At 61.6% G+C, this 17,933-nt stretch carries 22 protein-coding genes; 14 read left to right on the top strand and 8 right to left on the bottom strand.

What is annotated here, in order from left to right:
• Positions 1–167 precede the first annotated feature (167 nt).
• Positions 168–1,241, bottom strand: coding sequence for a phosphotransferase family protein (locus NZ585_04900; GenBank protein ID MCS7079376.1), 1,074 nt, complete (start codon positions 1,239–1,241; stop codon positions 168–170).
• Positions 1,242–1,514: 273 nt separating this feature from the next.
• Here NZ585_04900 and NZ585_04895 point away from each other — a divergent pair, with 273 nt between their 5' ends.
• From NZ585_04895 to proB, 8 genes are all read left to right on the top strand, one after another.
• Positions 1,515–2,030, top strand: a complete 516-nt coding sequence (locus NZ585_04895) for a hypothetical protein (GenBank protein ID MCS7079375.1) — start codon at positions 1,515–1,517, stop codon at positions 2,028–2,030.
• Positions 2,027–2,533, top strand: coding sequence for a CIA30 family protein (locus tag NZ585_04890; GenBank protein ID MCS7079374.1), 507 nt, complete (start codon positions 2,027–2,029; stop codon positions 2,531–2,533). Before NZ585_04895 ends, NZ585_04890 begins: the two co-directional genes overlap by 4 nt.
• 131 nt (positions 2,534–2,664) lie before the next feature.
• The gene (locus NZ585_04885; GenBank protein MCS7079373.1) at positions 2,665–4,581 is read left to right on the top strand and encodes a LysM peptidoglycan-binding domain-containing protein; all 1,917 of its coding nucleotides are present in this window, start codon (positions 2,665–2,667) and stop codon (positions 4,579–4,581) included.
• Positions 4,582–4,631: 50 nt separating this feature from the next.
• Positions 4,632–5,153, top strand: coding sequence for a hypothetical protein (locus tag NZ585_04880; GenBank protein MCS7079372.1), 522 nt, complete (start codon positions 4,632–4,634; stop codon positions 5,151–5,153).
• A gap of 132 nt (positions 5,154–5,285) precedes the next feature.
• Positions 5,286–5,780, top strand: a complete 495-nt coding sequence (locus tag NZ585_04875; GenBank protein ID MCS7079371.1) for a hypothetical protein — start codon at positions 5,286–5,288, stop codon at positions 5,778–5,780.
• Complete coding sequence (locus tag NZ585_04870; GenBank protein MCS7079370.1) at positions 5,777–6,172, top strand: hypothetical protein; 396 nt, start codon at positions 5,777–5,779, stop codon at positions 6,170–6,172. Before NZ585_04875 ends, NZ585_04870 begins: the two co-directional genes overlap by 4 nt.
• A 299-nt stretch (positions 6,173–6,471) precedes the next feature.
• The gene (gene coaE / locus NZ585_04865; GenBank protein MCS7079369.1) at positions 6,472–7,080 is read left to right on the top strand and encodes a dephospho-CoA kinase; all 609 of its coding nucleotides are present in this window, start codon (positions 6,472–6,474) and stop codon (positions 7,078–7,080) included.
• 401 nt (positions 7,081–7,481) lie between these two features.
• The gene (gene proB / locus NZ585_04860) at positions 7,482–8,663 is read left to right on the top strand and encodes a glutamate 5-kinase (GenBank protein ID MCS7079368.1); all 1,182 of its coding nucleotides are present in this window, start codon (positions 7,482–7,484) and stop codon (positions 8,661–8,663) included.
• Positions 8,664–8,802: 139 nt separating this feature from the next.
• Here the strand turns inward: proB and NZ585_04855 are convergent, their stop codons facing one another.
• Positions 8,803–9,564, bottom strand: a complete 762-nt coding sequence (locus NZ585_04855) for an SDR family oxidoreductase (GenBank protein ID MCS7079367.1) — start codon at positions 9,562–9,564, stop codon at positions 8,803–8,805.
• 194 nt (positions 9,565–9,758) lie between these two features.
• Between NZ585_04855 and NZ585_04850 the strand changes: the two genes are divergently transcribed.
• The 4 genes from NZ585_04850 to galT are packed head-to-tail and all read left to right on the top strand — an operon-like array spanning position 9,759 to position 12,885.
• Positions 9,759–11,531, top strand: coding sequence for a sodium:solute symporter family protein (locus tag NZ585_04850; GenBank protein MCS7079366.1), 1,773 nt, complete (start codon positions 9,759–9,761; stop codon positions 11,529–11,531).
• A 19-nt stretch (positions 11,532–11,550) separates the two neighbouring features.
• Positions 11,551–11,763, top strand: a complete 213-nt coding sequence (locus NZ585_04845) for a hypothetical protein (GenBank protein MCS7079365.1) — start codon at positions 11,551–11,553, stop codon at positions 11,761–11,763.
• Positions 11,760–11,942, top strand: a complete 183-nt coding sequence (locus tag NZ585_04840) for a hypothetical protein (GenBank protein ID MCS7079364.1) — start codon at positions 11,760–11,762, stop codon at positions 11,940–11,942. The genes NZ585_04845 and NZ585_04840 overlap by 4 nt, the downstream gene beginning before the upstream one ends.
• A complete protein-coding gene (gene galT, locus NZ585_04835; GenBank protein ID MCS7079363.1) occupies positions 11,908–12,885 on the top strand; it encodes a galactose-1-phosphate uridylyltransferase in 978 nt (325 codons plus the stop codon). The genes NZ585_04840 and galT overlap by 35 nt, the downstream gene beginning before the upstream one ends.
• Before the next feature lie 102 nt (positions 12,886–12,987).
• Here the strand turns inward: galT and NZ585_04830 are convergent, their stop codons facing one another.
• The 6 genes from NZ585_04830 to NZ585_04805 form a co-directional block, all read right to left on the bottom strand.
• Positions 12,988–13,374, bottom strand: a complete 387-nt coding sequence (locus NZ585_04830; GenBank protein ID MCS7079362.1) for a transcriptional regulator — start codon at positions 13,372–13,374, stop codon at positions 12,988–12,990.
• A complete protein-coding gene (locus NZ585_04825; protein MCS7079361.1) occupies positions 13,364–13,972 on the bottom strand; it encodes a hypothetical protein in 609 nt (202 codons plus the stop codon). Before NZ585_04825 ends, NZ585_04830 begins: the two co-directional genes overlap by 11 nt.
• A 27-nt stretch (positions 13,973–13,999) precedes the next feature.
• Complete coding sequence (locus tag NZ585_04820) at positions 14,000–14,791, bottom strand: enoyl-CoA hydratase-related protein (protein ID MCS7079360.1); 792 nt, start codon at positions 14,789–14,791, stop codon at positions 14,000–14,002.
• A 39-nt stretch (positions 14,792–14,830) separates the two neighbouring features.
• A complete protein-coding gene (locus tag NZ585_04815) occupies positions 14,831–15,001 on the bottom strand; it encodes a hypothetical protein (protein MCS7079359.1) in 171 nt (56 codons plus the stop codon).
• 59 nt (positions 15,002–15,060) lie between these two features.
• Positions 15,061–15,297 (bottom strand): 50S ribosomal protein L28, encoded by a 237-nt coding sequence (rpmB, locus tag NZ585_04810; protein ID MCS7079358.1) that lies wholly within the window; start codon positions 15,295–15,297, stop codon positions 15,061–15,063.
• A gap of 102 nt (positions 15,298–15,399) precedes the next feature.
• A complete protein-coding gene (locus NZ585_04805; GenBank protein MCS7079357.1) occupies positions 15,400–16,707 on the bottom strand; it encodes a HEAT repeat domain-containing protein in 1,308 nt (435 codons plus the stop codon).
• 96 nt (positions 16,708–16,803) lie between these two features.
• Between NZ585_04805 and NZ585_04800 the strand changes: the two genes are divergently transcribed.
• A complete protein-coding gene (locus NZ585_04800; protein ID MCS7079356.1) occupies positions 16,804–17,217 on the top strand; it encodes an acyl-CoA thioesterase in 414 nt (137 codons plus the stop codon).
• Complete coding sequence (cobO, locus tag NZ585_04795) at positions 17,214–17,810, top strand: cob(I)yrinic acid a,c-diamide adenosyltransferase (protein MCS7079355.1); 597 nt, start codon at positions 17,214–17,216, stop codon at positions 17,808–17,810. The genes NZ585_04800 and cobO overlap by 4 nt, the downstream gene beginning before the upstream one ends.
• Positions 17,811–17,933 lie beyond the last annotated feature (123 nt).

Below are 17,933 nucleotides of genomic sequence, written 5' to 3'. Positions count from 1 at the left end.
GTCGGCCCGAATCGCCGGCCGTTCCTCTTCACCCTGCGCGCCGGACGTACGGACCCGCGTGAACCACGTAAGCACCCAGAGCCAGTACAGGCAGCTTCACAGTGACCTCTTACGGTGGCCTTGCTCGGGCCAGCTGCGGTTGTCGACGATGAACGCCCTCGTCGGCTTTACCGTCCGCAACCGGCGGTCTGCCGGGCCAGCTCAGCGAACAAGCGTGTCATCTCACCCATGCGGGCGAAACGCTCGTCCTGTGTAAATCCTTTGACATAGCGAAAGTAGATCTGCTGGACGATGACGGCGACCTTGAAATATGCGAACGTCTGGTGCCAGCGCATCTCGCGCAGATCGCGTCCACTGACTTCGGCGTAGCGCGCCAGTAGTTCCGCCCGCGTCAAGTTGCCGGGTAGCGCCGTCAATCCAAAGCTCATCGCGTGAACCTCCGGTGGGTCGTCCGGCTCCACCCAGTAAGCCAGCGTCGTCGCCACGTCCGTCAGCGGGTCGCCCACCGTCGCCATTTCCCAGTCAAGGACAGCACGCAGTTGCGTGATGTCAGTTGGGTCAAGCATCACGTTGTCGTACTTATAATCGTTGTGAATAAGCGTTGCGGCGCTGTCTTCGGGGATGTGTGCCGTCACCCAAGCAATGACGCTTTCAACGGCCGGCAGGTCGTCAGTTTGTGCGGCACGGTAGCGTTTGACCCAACCCTCGACCTGCCGCCGAACATACCCTGCGCCACGGTAGAGGCCGGTTAGCCCGGCCGCTTCGACATCCACTGCATGAAGGTGGGCGAGGTTGTCAATGAAGTTGATTGAAAGTCGGCGCATGACGTCGGCGTCCAGCGCCAGACCCTCCGGCGGCTGGCTTCGCAGAATGACGCCACGCACCCGTTCCATCACGTAAAATGACGCGCCGAAAGGTGACGCCTCTGCTGGGACATAGCACACTGGGCGCGGAACACGCCCATAGACCGGATATAAGCCTGACAAAACGCGAAACTCACGGTACATGTCGTGTCCGGCCTTGATGTGCTCCGCGCCAAACGGCGGTCGCCGCAAAACGTACTCACGGTCACCGCTCGTTATAGCGTACGTTAGATTGGAATGCCCGGCCGGGAACTGTTCGATGACGAGGGGAGCGGTCAAGTCGGGCAGACGATCTTTTAGACAAGTAAACAGCGCGCCGGCGTCGAGCATCTCGCCGGGGCGCGGTGGGCGTGGAGCGTCAAGGATGGCGGTGGTCATGGCGTGGTGAGTGATTTCGGTTTGGTTTGACGGCGTAGGCTTGTGTACCGTCGGCGGGGAAACGTTATGACTTCGGCGAAAGCTTTCGTGTCTTCACCGGCTTTGTATCACCTACCGCCGACAACACCAAACATTAGCTCAACGCCGTTTGTGGCGGTGTACGGTAACGTTGGGTTCCGGTTTTGTAGTCCGTCTTGGCGTTTTATCCTGGACAACCCGCGCGCCACTTAGAAAAACTTGTTCCCCGGAAAAACTCTTAGAAACTTGGCGTCCATGGTCTCACGTCGCACATTTCTTTCCACCCTGTGGCTGGCGGCTGTCGCTGGCATGTCGGCGGCGGCTGTGCATAAATTTCACGCCAGCTTCACGACGATTGAGTACAACGCGAATAGCGGCTCTCTTGAGGTCTTGTTGCGCGTCTTCAGCGACGACCTTGAAAGCGCCCTTAGCCGCAAGGCGCGACGGCGCATTGAACTTGACCGGACGCCTAACATTGCCGAGTTGGTGGGTGACTACGTGCGGGAGCGGTTCAAACTCCGTCGCATGACGGGTGACGCTCTGCGCCTCCTCTGGGTCGGCATGGAGCAACGGGTGGATATGACATGGATCTATGTCGAAGCGCCCGCCCCAGCCGGCCTCACCGATGTTGAAGCGCTGGTGACCATCTTTTTTGAGTTGTTCCGCGATCAGAAAAACAACGTCTCCAGCAAAGATCACCGGGGCAAACGCCACGACATCTTGTTCCGTCCTGGTGAAAACATCTTCAAGCCGCTGATCCCGCTCTCATGACGACGCTCTTTGACTTCACTCGGCCGGAAAGCGTCGCCGAGTGGTTCCCGATTGGCGACGGCGTAATGGGCGGATGTTCGGTCGGGCGGCTGCGCCCGACCGGCGATGGCGCAGCCGTCTTTGAAGGCGTTGTTTCCCTCGCCAACAACGGGGGGTTCGCATCGGTGCGGTCGCGGCCGCTTCCACAACGACTTCCGGTGGATGCGGTGTTGGTCATCGAATGCTGGGGTGACGGCAAAACCTACAAGCTCACAGCGCGGACGGACACTGCCTTTGACGGCGTCGCCTACCAAGCGACCTTTTCGCCCCCGACCGCTGACTGGGTACAGTACACGTTCAGCGCGGCGGATTTCGTCCCGACATTTCGCGGGCGCGTTGTTCCTGCGCCGCCTCTTCAGCCGGCTGCGATCGTCACGCTTGGCTTGATGATCGCCGGTAAGCAGGCCGGCCCCTTCGCCCTCTGGCTGCGGCGCATCGGCGTCGTCGGGTCGGGGCCAGCCTGAAATCGTTTTCCAGAGAAGCCGCTCCAAAATCCGCAGGAAAACACGCAACATCGGTTCCGCGCCGCCGATAACAAAGGCGAAGGCCGAAGAGCCGAAATCTTTCCCGTTTCCGGCGGAATGGAGAATCGACTATGGCGCGGATAAACGGCGTCACACGGACACCTGCTCCCCCTTCAAACGTCACGACCAGTTCGCAGCACCTCATTCGGCGGGGCGAAACCCTCTCCGGCATTGCGCAGCGATACGGCACGACCGTGGACGCGCTCATGCGCGCTAACCGGCAGATCAAAAATCCCGATCTGATCTACGCTGGGCAGACGCTGACCATTCCTACGACGCGCAACGCAACAGCGCCCAATCAGGGCAACAGCCGGTACGTCGTGCGCAGCGGCGACACGCTTTCCGACATCGCCGCTCGCAAGGGCATTGAGTTGTCGCGTTTGGTCAAAGCCAATCTTCAGATTCGGAACCCCGACCTCATCTTTCCGGGCCAGGTGATCAACATTCCCAGCCGCCGGACGACAACTACGCCGCCCCCGGCGGCGACGCCGACGCGGCCGACGCCGCCTCCGGCGCAGTCACCCGTCACACGCCAGCCTGCGCCGTCGCGCCCGACGCCGCCGCGCGTTGACGCTACGACCCCGGTCGGCTCGATTCCGCGCACCGGCAACGCCTTTATTGACTCCATCGCCGCTGACGCCATACGCAGCCAGCGGGCAACTGGCGTTCCAGCCTCTGTCACTATTGCTCAAGCGATTCTAGAAAGCGGCTGGGGACGCTCCGCGCTGACGCGGCAGGCAAACAACTACTTCGGCATCAAGGGGGTAGGGCCGGCCGGCTCGGTCACTATGCGGACGCGCGAAGTCATCAATGGCCGTGAAGTCTACGTCAACGCGCAATTCCGCAAATACAACTCGGCGGCGGAATCCTTCGCTGACCACGCACAGTTCTTCATTCGCAACCCGCGTTACGCTACGGCGATGCGGCATACCAACGACCCATGGCGATTTGCGGCGGAAATTCACAAGGCCGGATACGCGACCGACCCGAACTACACACAGCTCCTGCACCGCATCATGCGGCAGTATGACCTAACACGCTTTGACGCCATCGCCCGTAACGGTGCCGCCGCCCCAACACAGCCGACGCCGGGGCCATCCAACCCGCCGATGGCTGGCATGCGCGAACACCGCGTCCGCATTGGCGACACGCTGTCCGGCATCGCCCGGCAATACGGCACAACCGTATCGGCGCTTCAGCGCGCCAACCCAAGCATCACCGACCCGAATCGCATCTATCCAGGACAGCGGATTATGATCCCCAGCGGCGGCGATGCTCCGACGCCAATGCAGCCGACGCTTCCCGGAGTGCCAGCCGCGCCTAGAACAGGTCTGCCAAGGACGGAAGGGATGACCAACGCCCAGAAGTTTGCTTTGTACGCCGACTATGTTCAGCGGTTTGGTTCGGACAAAGCCAAGGCCGACTTAGCCGCCGGCCGAGTGGTCATCCTCGGACTGCGGACGGAAACCAACACCCGCACCAACAACGGCCAAGGAGCATACGACGACCGAATTGTCACTTTGCGCAAGCTACCTAATGGGCAGTTCCAAGTAACGGAACTGCGCGCCAATACCGAGCCGGGTAGCCAGTATGAAGACGGCTGGTCAGGTCGGACACGCCAGCGGATGGGCGTGGACAGCAACGGTGACGGCCGACTGGATTTGGGGCGCTTGGTGGACGGGACGCACGAATACATGCGCGCCAACGCCGGCCCTGACTTCGGCCCGACCCAACCCGACGGCAACAACATCCTCATGCCGACGACAAGCCGCCCCGTCGTGCGTGACACCAACCATGACGGCCGCTTTGACGAACGCGACCGCAATCGGCACAGCTTTGAAGGCAGAACGATGTACTTCCATCGCGGCGGGGTGAACAATCCGTACTCGGCCGGCTGCCAGACCATGCCGCAAAGCGAGTTCAACCGGTTCTGGGACTCACTTGGCGATCAACAGCGATTTCAGTACGTTTTGGTCACAGTCGGCTAAGCGCCAAAAAGCCTTGGCTTGAGGCCACAACAACGAAAGGATCAGCAACGATGAGCGGACAGATTGGCGGCGTTTCCGCCGGTGTTCCTTCAACCAGCACACCACACCAGCCGACCGGCTCACAGGTTGGGGCAGGCGGTAGGTCGTTTGAGTCGGTGCTGCAGCAAATGGCGGAGCAACCGGTCAACATTTTGCAGCAGGGCAGCGGCGTTTCTGGCGTCACGCTTGAACAGCTCCGCGCCGACCTCATCAAGCGTTACACTGACCCCAATGCAGGGGACTTCGGTTTACAGTTCGACGATGTGCGGCTTCGTCTTTCCGCCCTCCGGGACGGCATTCACGGGATGTCGCCCAACCAACGCCCGGCGGACATCCTAGCGCGGTTTTCTCAGGTGGAAGATCAATGGAAGCAGATTGAGGCGATGCTCAACTCCGACCACGAACTGTCGAAGGGTGAGCTGCTGGCGTTGCAGGCGCGTATGTATCAGCTTACGCAGAACATCGAGATTTTGAGCAAGGTCGTGGATCAAGTCACCAGCGGCATCAAAACCATTCTCCAAACTAATCTGTAGCGCCAGCCGGCTGCGTCCGCCCGACCAGTCGGTAAGTTGACAGGGGACTTGAAACCATTACAATCGGTCGCAGCCGGGCTTGTTCGTTCGGCTGCGACTGGCGCTGTCCCGAGCCGGTTTTGATGGAAAGCTGTGTCGCGCGCATACGCCGCGTTACACGCTTATCAACCCCACCACACATTCGACACGAAGGGCATTGTGCCGATGAAGCAACACCGCAAATCACGCAGAGGTGGCAACCACAACGGCAACCAGCACAGCAACGTCGCTAAGAATGCCAAAGGTAAACGTGGAGGGCAGGCAAATCAGAGCAACGGACTGCCACAGTACGCTGACGAGGTTTATGAGTCGGCTGTTGTGCCTCAGTCACCGGCCGAATTAGAAGCCTACTTGGCAACTCAAATGCGGTTATTGATCCACGCACGACAGGAGCAAGAACGCGCATTGCGTCAAATTCGGACACTAGGTGAGCAACTCGCCCACGAGGGCCATACGCCTCAGATTCAGGAGCAGTACTCACAAGCCGTTGCGCTCTGGCAGGCGTCGCGTCGCAATGGCGTAAGCGCCCGCCAGAAGTTGCTGTTTGCCATGTCTGAAAAGCTCATGATTGACACCAACACGCCATGACTAACGCCGGGGCGCCGTCGCCAGTTGCACTCGAAGCAACGCTGGTTCATCGCATCCACGAACTGGCGCGCGCCCTTGGTGTGGCTTCTGACTCGTTTTTGTTCAACGACTTCGCCACGGCGGACGCCGATCTTTTGCACCAGATTGTAGACGGCTTGACGTTGGCTTTTGTGACACACTGCTACCATCACCACCCACGCGGTGAAAACGTATACGAATTGATGGCCTTAGAGGAACAGACGCCGCCTAACACCCCAGAAGCCGCCGCGCTTGAAGCCCGCATTGAAGAGGCCGCCGCCGCGCAGATTCCCTTCGTGGTCAGCGTCAATCGGCTGCTGGAGGACTACTACCGTATCCGTCGCAGCCTTGATGAACTTCTCGCCGCCGGTTGAGGATAAGTCCACCTCTACCTGCTTGACCCTGCTCAAGTCTCGCGGAGGCGCACAGAGCGAGGGCCTTGGCCAACCAGCACCGCCACGACGAGGCAGACGCCAGCGGCGCTACATAAGGTCTAAGGCGTCCTGATGCCAGCATCAACTCAGGGCTAGCCTGTAGGCATAACGCATCCAGCTGTTTCCCAAGAGGCGATGGCTCTGCGCGCTATAAACTCGGATCGCAGACAGCCTGCACAGCGGGCAGTGCGACTTCAATCCAAAAACAGGCGGCGCATCGCCGAAGCTAGGAAAGCAACATGCTTCGTGTTGGGTTGACGGGCGGTATTGCTGTCGGTAAGTCATTTGTATCGTCAGTTCTGGCCGAGCTTGGCTGCCATGTTTTCGACGCTGACAAAATCGCGCGCGCCGTCGTTCAGCCCGGCACTTCAGCGCTGGCGGAGATTGTCGCCGCGTTCGGCCAGTCCGTTCTGGCGCCCGACGGGACGCTCGACCGTGCACGGCTCGGCAGCCTTGTTTTTGCGGATGCGGAGGCGCGCGCGCGCCTCAATGCAATTGTCCACCCGCGCGTCCATGCCGAGCAAGATCGGCTGTTGCGTGAAGTCGAGGCGCGCGATCCCCACGGCATCGCTGTTGTAGACGCGGCGCTGCTCATTGAGTCTGGCGGCTACCGGCGCTTTGACGTAGTAGTGGTTGTGTGGTGTCGGCCTGATATTCAACTTGCACGGTTGATGGCGCGCAATGCGCTGTCGCGCGAAGAAGCCGAACGCCGTATCGCCGCGCAAATGTCGTCAGACGAAAAACGGCGCTACGCCGATTTTGAGATTGATACGTCAGAAGGGTTTGAGCCAACGCGACGGCAGGTCCTCGCCCTCTACGCCGAACTGCGCGCGCGGGCAGAGCGATAGGCGGACTACCTTTGACAGCGGCACGGGTTTTGCCCCGCGGTTGGCGCGAGGCGTGCGACTGCACCTGAAGACGTCTCCATTGACAAGCAAACAAAAGGCGACAGAGGAGACGGAGGACTTGAGTGCTCGGTGGACGGTTTACACAAGTGAACAAAATGGCGCGCGGCGGGATTGCGCGACTTTTCGGCGACTGACCCTCGCCCGCCGCCGCTGGATGAACTGGGCAGCCCGATGGCGGTTGCCCGGCTTGCTCATAAATCAAGGACGGCTCTACAGCCGTCCTCTTTCTTTGTTGGCTCGCCGTGGACGGCTGATGCGCCGACAAACCCGGTACGGCTTCGGATTCGAGTTCTCCGCAAGGTAAACTTAGCGTACCGTAAGCTGGGCTTTAGATGACGCCTATGGATTGTTCCTCGGAAGCGACCTGTCGAAAAACTGCCGCCGATGCGGCCCACGCCGCCCGCGTGCAGTTGACCGCTGTCCGGCGCATCGTTGTCAAAGTCGGCAGCAACGTTCTCGTCGAACCCAAAACCGGTCTTGTCGAACCTGTCCTCCGCCAGCTGGTCGAGCAGTGCGCCGCCGCTCGGGACGCCGGCCGAACACTGGTTCTGGTGTCGTCCGGCGCGGTCGCTTGCGGGATGACCCAACTGCAAGCGCGCCGCCTCCCGCTCGGCAAGGATTTGTCCTTCAAGCAGGCGGCGGCGGCGATTGGACAACCGCTGCTGATGCGCTACTACGAGCAGGCGTTTGCGCCGACACCGGTGGCGCAAGTGCTTTTGACTTACGACGACGCGCGCGACCGCGAACGGTTTCTCAATGCCCGTCACACCCTGCGCACCCTACTGGCGCTGGGCATCGTCCCAATCATCAATGAAAACGACACGGTGGCGACGGCGGAGATTAAGTTTGGCGACAACGACTTTTTGAGCGCGCTGGTGGCGAACATCGTGGACGCCGACCTGCTGGTGCTGCTGTCGGATGTGGACGGCCTTTTTGACCGCGATCCAAAACGCCACCCGGATGCGCGACGACTATCTTTCGTCCCGGAAGTGGACGCGGCGACGCTGGCGCTAGCGTCGTCGGGGACAAGCGTGTTTGGGACGGGTGGAATGCAATCCAAGCTGACTGCCGCCCAGACAGCGGCGCGCTTTGGCGTGACGACGGTCATCGTCAACGGTCGTACACCTGATGTTCTCCGGCGGGTTCTTGCTGGTGACGACGTAGGGACACTGTTTGCGCCGGCTGCCGCCGCACTTGGCGGGCGCAAGCGGTGGATCGCCGCGCTGCGTCCGCAGGGAGCACTGACTTTGGATGCAGGCGCGGTGCGGGCTGTGGTGACGCAGGGGAAGAGTGTGTTGCCGTCGGGGATTGTTCGTGTCGAGGGAAAGTTCGCGGCTGGGGATGTCGTCGCGTGTCGGGACGAGCAGGGACGCGAATTTGCCCGTGGGCTGTCAAGCTACAGCGCGAGCGAGATTGAGGCAATTCGCGGACTAAAGTCGTCGGAAATCGCGCAGCGGTTAGGTTTCCGCGCTCACGACGAAGTCATCCACCGCGATGACTTGGCGCTGACTGGTGAGCGTTAGCGTAACTTGCCGAGCAAGGGGGGCGGCAGCCCGCTATCGGAGTGCAGCAAGCCGCCCTACTCATGGCCCAACCTATCTGGGACGTACTGGGTAACTTTGTAGGACAGCGCTGCGCCGCCTGTCCCAAGTTGACAGCGCGCTACCGACCCATCCAGCCGCCGTCCACCACCAGCACGTGGCCGTGTACATAATCGCTCGCCGCCGACGCCAAATACACCGCCGCACCCGCCAAATCGGACGGCCGTCCCCAGCGGTCGGCCGGAATGCGCTCCGTAATCTGGCGATACCGCACCGGGTCTTCCCGCAACGGACGGGTGCTCTCCACCTCAAAGTAGCCCGGCGAAATGGCGTTGACGTTCACGCCGCGCGCCGCCCACTCGTTGGCCAACGACTTCGTCAACTGGACGACGCCGCCCTTTGACGCAGCGAACGCCGGCGCCTGCCAGCCGCCCTGAAACGCCAGCAGTGAAGCGATGTTGATGATCTTGCCCGACCCCCGCGCCAGCATGTCCCGCGCCACCATTTGCGACAGACGAAACACCGTCGTCAGATTGATGTCCAGAATGAAATCCCAGTCCTCGTCGCTGAGTTCAACGGCCGCGCCGCGCCGAATCGTACTGGCGTTGTTGACCAAAATATCTATCCGCCCAAAGTGCGCCATGGTGGTCGCTACGATGTGGCCATGGAAGGCGCGGTCGTAGAGGTCGCCCGTCACCGCCAACGCCCGCCGCCCCATCGCGCGAATCTGCTCGCATAACGCCTCCGGCGCGCGCGCCGAGCTATGACACGCCACGTCCGCGCCGGCTTCGGCCAGCGCCAGTGCAATCGCCGTACCGATTTCGGAAAGCGCCCCCGTCACCAGCGCCACCTTGCCGTCGAGACGAAACAAATCCAGTACCACGTCGTGAACCGTCCTTGTTGCTGGGAAATGTCGCGGCAGTCGGCCAGCTTACCGCGTCCGCCGTCCGCCTCACAACGAAAATGACGTTGGCCGTGTGAGTTGAATCCGCTAACGTGCGGCTTCCAGCAAGCTCACTCTCGGCTTTCACTGAACAAGCGCGCGCCGCTCTGAGTCCGACGCGCGCGACACGATGCATGACTGACGTTCGACTGGCGTGGATTGATTACGTTCTGATGGCGATTTACTTCGCCTTCGTGATTGGCATCGGCGTGGCGCTCAAACGCTTCATGCGTTCGAGCACCGACTACTTTCTTTCAGGCCGCGCCATTCCCGCCTGGGTGGCCGGTCTGGCCTTCATTTCAGCCAATCTGGGCGCGCAGGAAGTCATCGGCATGGGCGCGTCGGGCGCGAAGTACGGCATCGCCACCAGCCACTTCTACTGGATCGGCGCAATTCCGGCGATGGTCTTCGTCGGCGTTTTCATGATGCCGTTCTACTACGGCTCGCGGGCGCGCTCCGTACCGGAATACCTCAAGCTGCGCTTCGACGAAAAGACGCGCGCGCTCAACGCGGTTTCGTTCGCCGTCATGACGGTGTTTTCGTCCGGCGTATCGCTTTACGCCATGGGCAAACTCTTCAAGCTGCTGCTCGGCTGGGACGAAGACGCCAGTATGCTGGTCGCGGCCGGCATCGTGCTGGCCTACATTTTCCTCGGCGGGCTGACGAGCGCCATCTACAACGAGGTTTTGCAGTTTTTCCTCATCGTCTTCGGCTTTCTGCCGCTGGCGCTGCTTGGATTGAAAGACGTTGGCGGCTGGACGGGCCTTCAGGCGCGGCTCATGACGCACTCGGTCGCGCAGGGCTACGCGCCGACAGCCTACACACAGTCGTGGGCGTTTATGGGTGACGCGACGCGCAATCCAGTCGGCGTCGAGTGGTTTGGGCTGGCGATGGGATTGGGCTTCGTGCTGTCGTTCGGTTACTGGTGTACGGATTTCCTCGTTGTCCAGCGCGCGATGGCGGCGGACTCCATGACGGCCGCGCGCCGAACGCCGCTCATCGCCGCCATTCCCAAAATGCTGTTTCCCTTTCTGGTCATCCTGCCCGGCATGCTGGCGCTGACCGTCGAGCCGCGCCGCGCCGTCGCGCCAACGGCGGTTGCGGCGGCAAGCGTCGGCATCGTCCCGCCGAAGATGAACGATGCGGGCGAGGTTGTCCGCGATACAAACGGGCGGGCTGTTATTGACTATGACTTGGCGACGCCGGCGATGCTAGCGCACTACTTGCCTCCGGGAATGCTCGGCTTGGGGCTAACCGCTCTGCTGGCGTCGTTTATGTCGGGAATGGCGGGGAACGTGACGGCGTTCAACACGGTCTGGACGTACGACATTTATCAGAGCTACTTCAAGCGCGACGCGAGCGACGCGCACTACCTGTGGATGGGACGCGCGGCGACGGTCGGCGGGATTGCGCTCTCGGTGGCGACAGCCTACGTCGCTGCCGCCTTCAACAACATCATGGACGTTCTCCAGCTTGTCTTCGCCTTTGTCAACGCGCCGCTGTTTGCGACGTTTTTACTCGGTATGTTCTGGAAGCGCGCGACGGGCCACGGAGCGTTCTGGGGGTTGGTCGCCGGGACGCTCGCCGCCGCCCTCCACCACGGCGTCTCCCTGCCGGAAGGCGCCGTCGTCGGCGTCAAAGGCGGTTTTCTGGGCGTTTTGCTGCCACTGTACCGCAGCGAGTTGGCGCAATCCTTCTGGACGGCCATCGTCGCTTGGACGGTGTGCTTCGTCGTCACCATCGCCATCAGCTTGGCGACGCGGCCGCGTCCCGATGAAGAACTCGTCGGACTCGTCTATGCCTTGACGCCGAAACCGACGGAAGATGTCGGCTTCTGGCGACGCCCTGCGACGCTCGCCGTCGGCGTGCTGGCGGCGACCCTGCTCCTCAACCTGATCTTTTTCTGACGCGGAAAGAGGCAATCGCATGAGCAGCGGCATTGGTCTTGACGTGCGCATCCCCATCGGCGTGATGTTCGTGCTGATGGGGCTGGCGCTGGTCGGCTACGGCTGGATGACAAACGGCGTCCCCGGCTTCTACGACAAGTCGCTGGGGATTAACATCAACCTCTGGTGGGGCCTGGCGATGATGCTGTTTGGCGGCGCGCTGCTTGCCCCGGCGTTGCTCAAAAAGCCATGAGTTCACTGTCGTCCGTCCCGCCGGAGCCAACGCTGACCCGGCGCGTCGTGACCAAACCCGACGGCCGGCGGCTGATATTTTACGATTTTGAACCGGCGGACGCGAACCAACCGCCTGCGTCACCGCCGGGTGAGTCTGCGCGTCATGTCGGAACTTCGGTGGAACCCGCTGCTGGGTGAATGGACGATTACAGCGACGCACCGCCAGGAACGCACCTTCTTGCCGCCGGCCGATTACTGCCCGCTGTGTCCGACGCGACCGGGCGCGTTTGAAACCGAGATTCCGACGCCCGCCTTCGACATCGTTGTGTTTGAAAATCGCTTTCCGAGCTTGCAGGCGTCGCCGCCGCCGCCGGCCGTTGACGGTTGCGCGCTTTACCCCGTCCGTCCGGCGCAGGGCGTTTGTGAAGTTGTGGTTTATACCGACCGGCATACAACGACGCTGGCTGAGGAAAGCGTCGAGCGCATTCGGCGGCTCATCCTTGTCTGGAGCGACCGCTTCGCCGAACTTGGCGCACGGGACGATGTGGCGTACGTCTATATTTTCGAGAACAAGGGCGAAGCCATTGGCGTGACGCTGCATCACCCGCACGGTCAAATCTACGCCTATCCGTTCATTCCGCCGCGCATTGCGCGCAAGCTGGCGCAGGCGGAACAGCACTGGAACGCGACCGGACGCGACCTGCTGGGCGACGTACTGGCCGAAGAACAGCGCGACGGCCGGCGCATAGTCTGCGAAAACGAGGCCTTTGTCGTCTTCGTCCCGTTTTTTGCGCGCTATCCGTACGAGACGCTGGTCGTTCCGAAACGACATGTCGCGGCGCTGACGGACTTCGACGCGCGCGAGCGGTGGCGGCTGGCGGAGATTCTGAAGACGCTGCTGGTCGGCTACGACCGGCTGTTCGGCTTTTCGCTGCCGTACATTATGGCGCTGCACCAGCGGCCGACCGACGGCGGCGCGTACCCTTACGTTCGCTTTCACATTGAGTTTTTGCCCCCGCACCGGACGGCGAACAAGCTCAAGTACTTGGCGGGGAGTGAAAGCGGAGCCGGCGCGTTCATCAATGACACGATTCCCGAAGAAACCGCACCGCGTCTGCGCGCTTGCTGCGAAGGCGCCTAGTGCTCTCGCGCTGGCGCGGTGTTTGTCGTCAGCGTAGCGTCCGTTTTTCAGGCGGCCTCAGTAAATCAGAGGGTTCGTCTTCCGAGGCGATTCAAAGACCGCTTACCGCACCTTGAAGACACGGTTGGCATGCCGGACAAGCGCTTCCATGTGGTTGACGTAGGCTTCCAGCGCCGCCCGCCCAGCGTCTGTAAGTTGGTAGGTTGTATGTGGCGTTCGTCCGCGAAACCGCTTTTCGCAGGTCAAGTAGGCGGCTTCTTCTAGGCGGCGCAGGTGGACGCTCAGGTTACCGTCGGTGGTGGAAAGCAGTCGTTTGAGCTCGACAAAGGACAACCGCTCAACACCGGCCAATGCACACAGCACCCCCAGCCGCACCGGCTCGTGAATGAGCTTATCCACGCTTTCCGACGCAACCTTAGTGGCCGACACCACCACCTTCGGCGTCGCGGACAAAACCTCCGACTTATTTGGTTTGCGTTTAGCCGCCATACTTTCGAGCAATCACTAGCCCAAAACCAAAGTGAAGCGCCCCAAACCCAAGCGCCATCGCCCAGTTCGCCAGCGGAAGGGGGAGAAACAGCGTCACGCCACCCAGCAGGAGAAACGCCAATCCCAGTAGCGGGACGACGCGCACCGAGAACGCACCGCCGGCCATGACTCCCGTACCGTAGAGTAACAACCACATACCGGGCAAGACATCGTATGCGCCGTGCTGAACCAGCACGATGGACAGCAAGCCGCCGACCGCCAGCGGCGGAACGAAGGCGAAGAAAAACCGCCGCGCCGCCGCCGAAGCGAGCGAATGATCCTGCCGCCGCGCCTTGCGCCACATCGCAGCAGAGCCAATCGTGAGCGCCAGGATGGCTTCGCCTATCCAGACGAGCAGCCACCGCCGGAGCGTTGGTTGGGCGGCGGCAGCCGCGGCCGCCGCGCATGCCGTCAGGCCAACGACCGCCATACCCCAGCCTGGCACAGCCGTAAACAGCGCAGCCCGCTCCATAGTTTCACGGATGAAGCGCAGGTTCGCCTCGGCGCGCTCGTGAAGCGCCACAGGCGGGCTGCCGTTCCGGAGCGGCACAACGGTCATACGCACTACACCCGGTTTTTCAGAACATCAACGTCCGGTAAACACCGGTGGGCGCTTCTCAAGAAACGCCGTGACACCTTCGCGAAAGTCAGCCGTCGCGGCGCAGGCGGCCTGATGCTCACACTCCGCGTTAAGTTGCGTCGCTAAGTCGGCCGTTTGACTGCTGCGGAGGAGGGCTTTGGTTCGCGCAATGGCTTGCGTCGGCGCGGCGGCGAACTGTTGGGCGCAAAGTTGGACTGCGTTGATGAATTCGGCGTCGGCGACAGTTTGGTGTACCAGCCCGATGGTTTTAGCCTCGCCGGCCGGAACAGTGCGTCCTGTCAGCATTAGATCCGCCGCGCACGCCCAGCCCACAATCCGTGGCAACAGAAACGTGCCGCCGCCGTCAGGCACCAGCCCAATCTTGATAAACGCCTGCGAAAAACTGGCGCTCATCGCTGCAATACGGTAGTCGGCCGCTAACGCCAAGTTCATCCCTAACCCATGCGCCGGGCCGTTGACGGCCGCAATAACCGGCTGGGGTAGTTCATACAGCGCCAACACCATCTGATTGACGCGCTCAATCATCGCCCGTACCGTGTCGGCCGTTGCGTCCGCCCCGGCGGCCAGCATGCCGCGAATGTCGCCGCCGGATGAGAACGCCCGGCCGGCCCCGGTGACAACCACGGCGCGCACGTCGCTGTTCGTCGCCAGTTCAGTGAATGCCGTGGTCAGCTCGTTGATCATAGCCTGGTTTATGGCGTTGAGCGTATCTGGGCGGTTGAGCGTCACCCGCGCAATCGCCCCTTTGATTTCGACAATGATAGCTTCATAGGCCATGCCGGTCGTCCCCCTTGTCCCGCGAAGGTTACTTCCGCCCTACATAGCCCAACTGCCGTCCCCGACACAACCGGCTTCGAGCGCCGTGACTGGCGCTGTTTGGTCGCCTGAACGGCGATCCTCCGCAAACACGCCAAGGTTAGTGGATTGTCGGAAGACCAACTTCCGAAAAAACTTGAGGACGGCGATACGCCGTCCTCTCAAAGTCAAAGTTGCGCGCCGCAAACGACAAATGCGGCGGCCTCTGGGTTTGCCAACAGACGTTTTGGTCAGATTTTTTTCCCTTCGGCGCGCATCCGCTTCAGGACGTACTCGATGCCATACCGATTGATGGTCTTGATAGCCCGCGCCGACAGACGCAGCCGCACCCACCGATTCTCACTCGGCACCCAGAACCGCTGACGCTGCAGGTTTGGTAGGAAACGGCGCTTCGTACGGTTGTTGGCGTGCGAAACATGGTTGCCCGACATGGGGCGCTTCCCGGTTACTTGACAAACTTTCGCCATACCCAGTCACCTCGCTTTTACCCGGCTTCAAAAGTCGGCGTTTATAGCTGAAGTCGGTTGCACCTGCAATCTCAACCATTCGTCCTTCTTTCCACATGTTTGCTAATCCCGCGCCACGCCGGCGCGCGCCTCAATTTGCCGGATGGCGCGATTGGCGGCATTGGCGATCCGCCGGTCACTGCTGCGCAGCAGCGGCTGTAAAACCGGCAGATCGTCGCGCGTTCCAATCCGCTCCATCGCACGCATCATCCGCTCTATTCCGCGCACCCCGGCGCTGCGCAGGTACGGATGCAAATCGGCGCTGCGCGTCAGTGAATACAGATAGGACTCCGCCTGTGCGCCGTGGCGCAGCGAATCAAGTTGACCGACGACCTCCTGTAAAAAATCCGTCCGCCCCAATCGGTACAGGGCAAACGCCTGCGCCAGTCGCACCGACTCGTTTTTTTCCGTCAGGCGGTCGTTCAGCAGACGATCCACATAAGCGGTCGCGCCACAGCGCCCCAGACCCTCGGCCGCAAAACGGCGACGTTCGGGGCTGCGCTGGTTGAGGTTTTCGCTGAAGATGGTTTCGCTCGCCGGATCGCCAATCCGCGCCAGCGCAGCTAGGATGACAGTCTGCTGATCGTCGCCTGGTCGCGCTGCACGGTAGCGTGCCATCAAAGGGGTCACGGCCTCGCGCGTACGCAAGCGGCCGACCGCGTCAATCGCCTGCCGCCGCACGTCGGCGTCCCGGTCGTTGAGATACGGCAGAATATGAATGCCGTACTCCGGCCGCCCCAGCTTGACGAAGACACGGAAAATATCCATACGCAACGCCGGGTCGCCCAGCGCCTCGACCATTGCTGACGCCATCGCATCCGCGCGCAAGACGCCTAGCGCCCGGACGGCCGCGCGGCGGTTGTCAGGATTGGCGTCGTCGCGCATGGTGTCGGCAAGGGCCTGCAGGACTTCTGGCGCGACGACCGTTCCAGCAAGCACCGTGGTCGGCTCGTCCGTTTCGAGAAATGGATTGAAGCGGCTAAGGCCGCGCCGGCGGGCGAACACAAACTCGATGTCATCCTCGATGTAAAACATCAGAAGCGCGCGCAGAGCGGCGCGGCGTACGTCAGCGTCCGGTTCACGCAGCGCGTTCACCAGCGGCGGAATCGCCTCCGGGGCTTTGATTTTGCCGAGCGCCACAGCCGCTGCGGCACGCACGCCCGCGTCCAAATCGTCTTTGAGTGTCGCCAGCAGCGCCGGTACGGCCGCTTGCAAGCGGCGGTTGCCCAGTGCGGCGGCGGCGCGGCGGCGCGTTTGGCGGTCGGGACTCGTCAGGTCGGCTACGTAGCGATCTTGCCCAAGCGCCAGCGGCCACAGACCCAACGTTAGTCCCGTCACCCAGACGGCGAGCAGTGCACGAAGGGAGCGCATAGGCGGCGGATGCTAACGAACTATTGACCGGCTTGCAACGAATGCCCTAGCGTGATGGCTATCCTCCACACTCGTCCCCATCGCACCTATCGCCCTATGACTGAATCACCGTCTGCGGCGACACCCGCCATTCGGACGACGATGCTCCCACGCGACACCAACGCGCTGGGGACGATTTTCGGAGGCGTCATCCTGAGCTACATTGACTTGGCCGGCGCGATTGAAGCCCGGCGCGTCGCCGTTCATCGCTATGTAACGGTCGCCATGCGCGAAGTTGTGTTTGTCGCGCCGGTGTACGTCGGCGATACGGTGAGTTTCTATGCCCGTGTCGAAAAGATTGGGCGCACATCTATCACCGTGCGTGTGACGGTGGACGCCGAACGAATGAATGAGCCGAACCGCGTCGTTCGGGTGACAGAAGCCGATGTGATTTACGTGGCGATGAGCGACGACGGCCGCCCGACCCCCATTTTTCCCGAATCCACCGCCCCGGATTGCGCCACTGTATGACCGACGCACCACAGTCCCAGCCTTCCGTGAACGACCTTGCTCCGCGCGCCGCCAAGCGCAAGCGTACGCCGCTGGTCATCGTCAACACCGGCCACGGCAAGGGCAAAACCACCGCCGCTTTGGGGACGCTCATGCGCGCCGTCGCCCACGGTTTCAAGGTCGTCATGCTGCAATTCATCAAGACGACCAAAGACCCGCGCTTTGGCATTTACGGCGAAATCCAGAGCGCCCAGAAGCTCGGCTTTGAGATTCTCCCGCTCGGCGACGGCTTTACGTGGGACACCAACAACCCGGAGCAGGACCGCCAGACAGCTCGCCGCGCATGGGAGGTTTGTCTGACCAAGCTTCAGTCGCCGGACTACGACATTGTGGCGCTGGATGAGATCACCTACGCCTTCAACTTCGGCTGGCTGACGACCGAAGAAGTCATTGAGGCCATCAAAAATCGTCCGGCGCACATGCACGTCATTCTGACGGGACGGGACGCGCCGCCGGAGATTATCGAGTTCGCCGACTTGGTGACGGAAATGCGCGAGGTCAAACATCCCTTCACAACGCGGCGCGTTGTGGCGCAGGTGGGGATAGAATTTTGATAAGGACGAGGGAAACGCCTCTGCGCGCTCTGCCTCCTTTGCGGCAATAACTCCAGCCTGGGTCGGCTTGAGCATGTAAGCCTTTCTCTGCAGGTCGTTTTATGAGGTCAAGCATTCCTTCAC

The sequence above is a fragment of the Chloracidobacterium sp. genome (assembly GCA_025057975.1).
GTDB lineage: Bacteria > Acidobacteriota > Blastocatellia > Chloracidobacteriales > Chloracidobacteriaceae > Chloracidobacterium.
This window is presented reverse-complemented; position numbering and strand designations above follow the sequence as displayed.